This is a genomic window from Streptomyces phytophilus (assembly GCF_013870535.1).
GTDB lineage: Bacteria > Actinomycetota > Actinomycetes > Streptomycetales > Streptomycetaceae > Streptomyces > Streptomyces phytophilus.
Genome location: NZ_JACBXC010000396.1, coordinates 1 through 4,858 on the forward strand (window position 1 = coordinate 1; position 4,858 = coordinate 4,858).

The 4,858-nt window shown below is 73.2% G+C and carries 4 protein-coding genes; 2 read left to right on the top strand and 2 right to left on the bottom strand.

All coding sequences use genetic code 11. From position 1 onward, the window contains the following. A partial coding sequence (locus tag H5J30_RS17705; protein WP_181788391.1) for a maleylpyruvate isomerase family mycothiol-dependent enzyme occupies positions 1 to 537 on the bottom strand: 537 nt, incomplete at its 3' end. 140 nt (positions 538 to 677) lie between these two features. On the opposite strand from H5J30_RS17705, the gene H5J30_RS17710 reads away from it, so the two are divergent. Beyond that, a complete protein-coding gene (locus tag H5J30_RS17710; RefSeq protein WP_018836383.1) occupies positions 678 to 1,181 on the top strand; it encodes a hypothetical protein in 504 nt (167 codons plus the stop codon). A 173-nt stretch (positions 1,182 to 1,354) separates the two neighbouring features. After that, complete coding sequence (locus H5J30_RS17715; RefSeq protein WP_309505559.1) at positions 1,355 to 3,637, top strand: glycoside hydrolase family 95 protein; 2,283 nt, start codon at positions 1,355 to 1,357, stop codon at positions 3,635 to 3,637. On the opposite strand, the gene H5J30_RS17720 is transcribed toward H5J30_RS17715, so the two are convergent. After that, on the bottom strand, positions 3,622 to 4,858 hold a 1,237-nt coding region (locus H5J30_RS17720), incomplete at its 5' end, for an N-acetylmuramoyl-L-alanine amidase (protein ID WP_181788393.1). The genes H5J30_RS17715 and H5J30_RS17720 overlap by 16 nt on opposite strands.

Below are 4,858 nucleotides of genomic sequence, written 5' to 3' on the forward strand. Positions count from 1 at the left end.
TCCCGCGGGCGCGCGCGGCGCGAGGAAGTCGAACAGGTGCAGGCACAGCTCGCGCGGCCAGGCCGCCGAGCAGGTCGCCAGATTCGCGTCCGCGGTGTGCACCTCCAGCTCGCGCCACCAGCAGTGCAGGGCGCCCCGCAGGTCGCCGTCGCGATAGCGCACCGGGCGGTCCCAGTCCGCGTCTCCCACCGACCCCCAGACGGCCTCCGCCTCCGCCAGGGTGGCCGTGATCGCCGCGGTCAACTCCGCGGCGCCTCGTACCGCACCGGCCTCGATGCCCGCGTCGCGGGCCGGCCGGCCGCCGTCGTACACCTCGATCAGCTCGCCCTTCAGGGCGTACCGCGCCTGGCGCGTGAGCGCCCGGCCGATGCCTTCGATGTGCGACAGCACGTGCGCGCGTGTCCAGCCCGGCAGTCTGGACGATCCGCGCTCCCTTCCCTCGGTGAGCTCTGCCAGCGCGATGCGCAGCCGTTCGTGCCCGTCCAGCACGTACGCCCACACCTCCGGTCCCCGCAGCAAGCCCCCGGCTTCCGCCATCCGACCCCTCCTCTGTCGTAGACGGGGAGACACTACTCGCGTAGCAGCCGCGGTACGCCGCTTCCGGCAATGCCGGATCGGCCGCATGGCGGAGGCCGCCCCGGGGGCCGGTGCCGCCGCGGGACCCGTACGATTGGTCCATGGCATTTCTCCGCCGCCGCAGCAGCGCCGCCAAGCCCGCGGGCCCGGACTTCGACGTCCTGGCCATGGACCCGGGCGACTGGCCCGGCGACCTCGGCGCCGGCCTGCTGCCCGGGCCCGACGGGAGTTGCCAGGGCGTCTTCCTGCGGTACGACCTGTTCGGCGGCCGCGGTCCCGCGATGATCATCGGGAACCTGCCGGAGGGTTCGCCCGCGCGCGACGTACCCGAGGGTCAGCCGCCCTTCGAGGTGGCGCAACTGCTGCTGGCGCTGGAGCACGAGGAGCCGGTGACCGTCACCGAGGTCGAGGACGCCCCCGTGATGCAGGGGGACAATCTGCTGATCGTGCGCCGCCTGAAGCTCTCCGAGAGCCGCGTCTCGTGCGTGCAGTTCGACCGCAGCGACAACGTGCTCGTCACCATCGCGGCGTGGGACCGGCCCATCTCCGAGGACCTCTACGCGCTGCTCAAGCCGCTGCCCGCGGAGCTGTTCCAGCAGGGCTGAAACCCGCCCCCGCCCCGCGCCCCTCCCGCGTCACTCCTCCCACCGGCAACGTCCGGCACTGCGTGATGTCTTGTCATGCAGTCATCGGACCTCTAGCGTGACGCGGCATGACTGAGGGGATCTCGCGAAGAACCACTGTCAAGTCCGCTATCGGTGCCGCAGGCGCGATAGCCATGGGATCGGCCGTCTTCTCCGGGGAGGCGTACGCTTCTGAGTCCGTTGATACCTCCGATGAATTGAGCCTGTGGTACGACAAGCCCGCCGCCGACTGGGAGCGCGAGTCGCTGCCGCTGGGCAACGGGGCCCTGGGCGTCGGCGTGTTCGGCACGCTCGCCTCCGAGCAGCTCACGCTCAACGAGAAGACCCTGTGGACCGGCGGACCGGGCTCCGGCGGCTACGACTTCGGCAACTGGACGGAACCGCGGCCCGGCGCACTGGCCGCGGTGCAGGACCGGATCGACGCCGAGGGGCGGCTCGGCCCGGAGGCCGTCGCCGCGGAGCTGGGCCAGCCCAAGCACGGCTTCGGCGCCTACCAGGTGCTCGGCGACCTCCGGCTCGACCTGGCCTCGGCGCCCGGCGCCGCGGACGGCTCGTACCGCCGCGAACTCGACCTGCGGCGGGCGGTCGCCGCCGTCGCGTACGAGCACGAGGGCGCCCGGCACCTGCGGGAGTTCTTCGTCTCGTACCCGGACTCGGTGGCCGTGGGCCGGCTGAGTGCGGACCGGCCGGGGCGGGTGTCGTTCACGCTGCGCTACACCTCGCCGCGCACCGACTTCCAGGCCACCGCCAGCGGCGACCGGCTGACGATCCGCGGCGCGCTCCAGGACAACGGGCTGGTCTTCGAGACGCAGATCCGCCTGCTCGCGGACGGCGGCACCGTCACGGCCGGGGACGGCACACTGACCGTGAGCGGCGCCGACGCGGCCTGGTTCGTGCTGGCCGCCGGGACCGACTACGCCGACACCTACCCCGAATACCGCGGCCCCGACCCCCACGAGCGGGTCGCGCGCGCCGTCGACCGGGCCGCCCGCTCGCCGTACGCCAAGCTGGTGCGGCGCCATGTCGCCGACCACGGCGAGCTGTTCGACCGCGTCGCGCTCGACGTCGGCGGGCAGGTGCCGGACGCACCGACGAACGCGCTGCTGTCGGGGTACGGCAGCGGGTCGGCGGCGGACCGGGCGCTGGAGGCGCTGTTCTTCCAGTACGGGCGCTACCTGCTGATCGCCTCGTCCCGGCCCGGGTCGACGCCGGCGAACCTCCAGGGCGTGTGGAACAACGTCACCAACCCGCCGTGGAGCGCCGACTACCACGTCAACATCAACCTCCAGATGAACTACTGGCCGGCCGAGGTCACCAACCTCGCCGAGACCACCCTTCCGTACGACGAGTTCGTCCAGGCCCTGCGCGCCCCCGGCCGGGTCAGCGCAGAGGAACTGTTCGGCAGCGACGGGTGGGTCGTGCACAACGAGACCAACCCGTACGGCTTCACCGGCGTGCACGACTGGGCCACCTCCTTCTGGTTCCCGGAGGCTGCGGCCTGGCTCACGCAGCAGCTGTACGAGCACTACCGCTTCAGCGGCTCGACGGACTACCTGCGCAGGACCGCGTACCCGGTGATGAAGGAGGCGGCCGAGTTCTGGCTCGCCAACCTGCGCACCGACCCGCGCGACGGCAAGCTCGTCGTCACCCCCAGCTACTCGCCGGAGCAGGGCGACTTCACCGCCGGGGCGTCGATGTCGCAGCAGATCGTGTACGGCCTGTTCACCTCCACGCTCGAAGCCGCGCGCACCCTGGGCGGCGACCGCGCGTTCCGCGAGCGGCTGGAGGGGACGCTGCGGGACCTGGACCCGGGGCTGCGGATCGGGTCGTGGGGCCAGTTGCAGGAGTGGAAGGCGGACCTGGACGACCAGAACAACGACCACCGGCACGTCTCGCACCTCTTCGCCCTGCACCCGGGGCGGCAGATCGAGGTGGGCAGCCAGTGGGCGGAGGCGGCGAAGGTGTCGCTGACGGCGCGCGGCGACGGCGGCACGGGCTGGAGCAAAGCCTGGAAGATCAACTTCTGGGCCCGGCTCACCGACGGCGACCACGCGCACAAGATGCTGAGCGAACAACTCAAGTCCTCGACGCTGCCGAACCTGTGGGACACCCACCCGCCGTTCCAGATCGACGGCAACTTCGGCGCCACCTCCGGCATCGCGGAAATGCTCCTGCAAAGCCAGCACGGCCCCATCGAGGTGCTGCCCGCCCTCCCCGGCGCCTGGCCCTCGGGTTCCGTGACGGGCCTGCGGGCGCGCGGCGGCGCGACGCTCGACATCACGTGGGCCGAGGGGCGGGCGACCCGGATCGTGCTGCACGCCGGCCGGACGCGGCGGCTGACGCTGCGCAGCGACCTGCTCCCCGGCGGGGAGGAGACCCTCGACGTGCGTGCGGGGCGGACCTACACGTTCGGCTGACCGCCGCTCCGGGGCCGCGCCACGGTCACCTCCGCCGCCTTCACGTACCCGATCCGGTGGCCCACCTGGATCTGGTGCCACAGGGTGCGGCCCCGGACCACGCGGCTCGCGGCGCCGGTCTCGTCGGTGAGGCCGGGGGCGTGGAAATACTCGCCGGGCAGGGTGTCGCCGAGGACGTAGCGCTGTCCGGGGCGCAGTTCGTACGGCAGGGGCTCGGGCCGCTCCGGCTCGACGCCCTCGGGGTACGCGGACGCCTCGGGCAGCGCGCGCCCGTACACGCGCACGCGGCCGGGGCGCGGGGTGACGGTGGCGCCGTCGTCCTCGATCGCCGTGGGGGCGGCGGCGGGGTTGTGGAACCACGCCTTGCGGCCCAGGTACCAGATCGCCGTCCAGTCGCCGCGGCGGCCGGCGACGGCGAACTGCTGACCCGTCGAGGCGCGGGCCCCGGTGTCGTTGACGCCGGTGGACGAGGGGTCGGCGCCGTGCAGCCCGGGGTCGCGGACGAGCGGGGCGCCGGGCGCGGGGCGGGTGCGGAGGCGGACGGCGCCGGAGCCGTGCGGCGGGCAGGGGGCGGCGGCGTCCTTCGTGCAGGCGGTGTAGGCGGGGCGGTGGGACGCGTAGTCGGGGCGGATCGTCACGACCCGGCCGCCGGTCCGCGCGGCGGGCTCCAGCGGGGCGCCGAGCAGGTCGAGGTAGTGCGCCCAGTCCCAGTACGGGCCGGGGTCGGTGTGCATGCCGGGGACGTGCTCCGGGTCGGGCGCGGGCACGTTGTCGTGGCCGATGATGTGCTGGCGGTTCAGCGGCACGTCGTACTCGTGCGCCAGATGGCGCACCAGCCGCGCCGACGAGCGGTACATCGCCTCGGTGAACCAGGCGTCCGGGTCGGTCAGCCGCGCCTCGTGCTCCAGGCCGATGGACTGCGCGTTGACCTGCCAGTTGCCCGCGTGCCAGGCCACGTCGGAGGTGCGTACGTGCTGGGCGACATGGCCGTCCGAGGAGCGCAGGGTGTAGTGCCAGGAGACGAACTCGGGGTCCTGCACGGCCTGCACCGAGCCGTCGTAGCCGCCCTCGGTGTCGTGCACGACGATGTAGCGGATGCGCTGGTCGTGGGGGCGGCGGGCCTTGTCGTGGTTGCCGTAGTCGGGCTTGCCGTCCTTCCCGCCGTACACCTCGTACGGCGCGGGCAGCCACTCGCAGGCCAGCTCGCGGGGGCACTCGGCC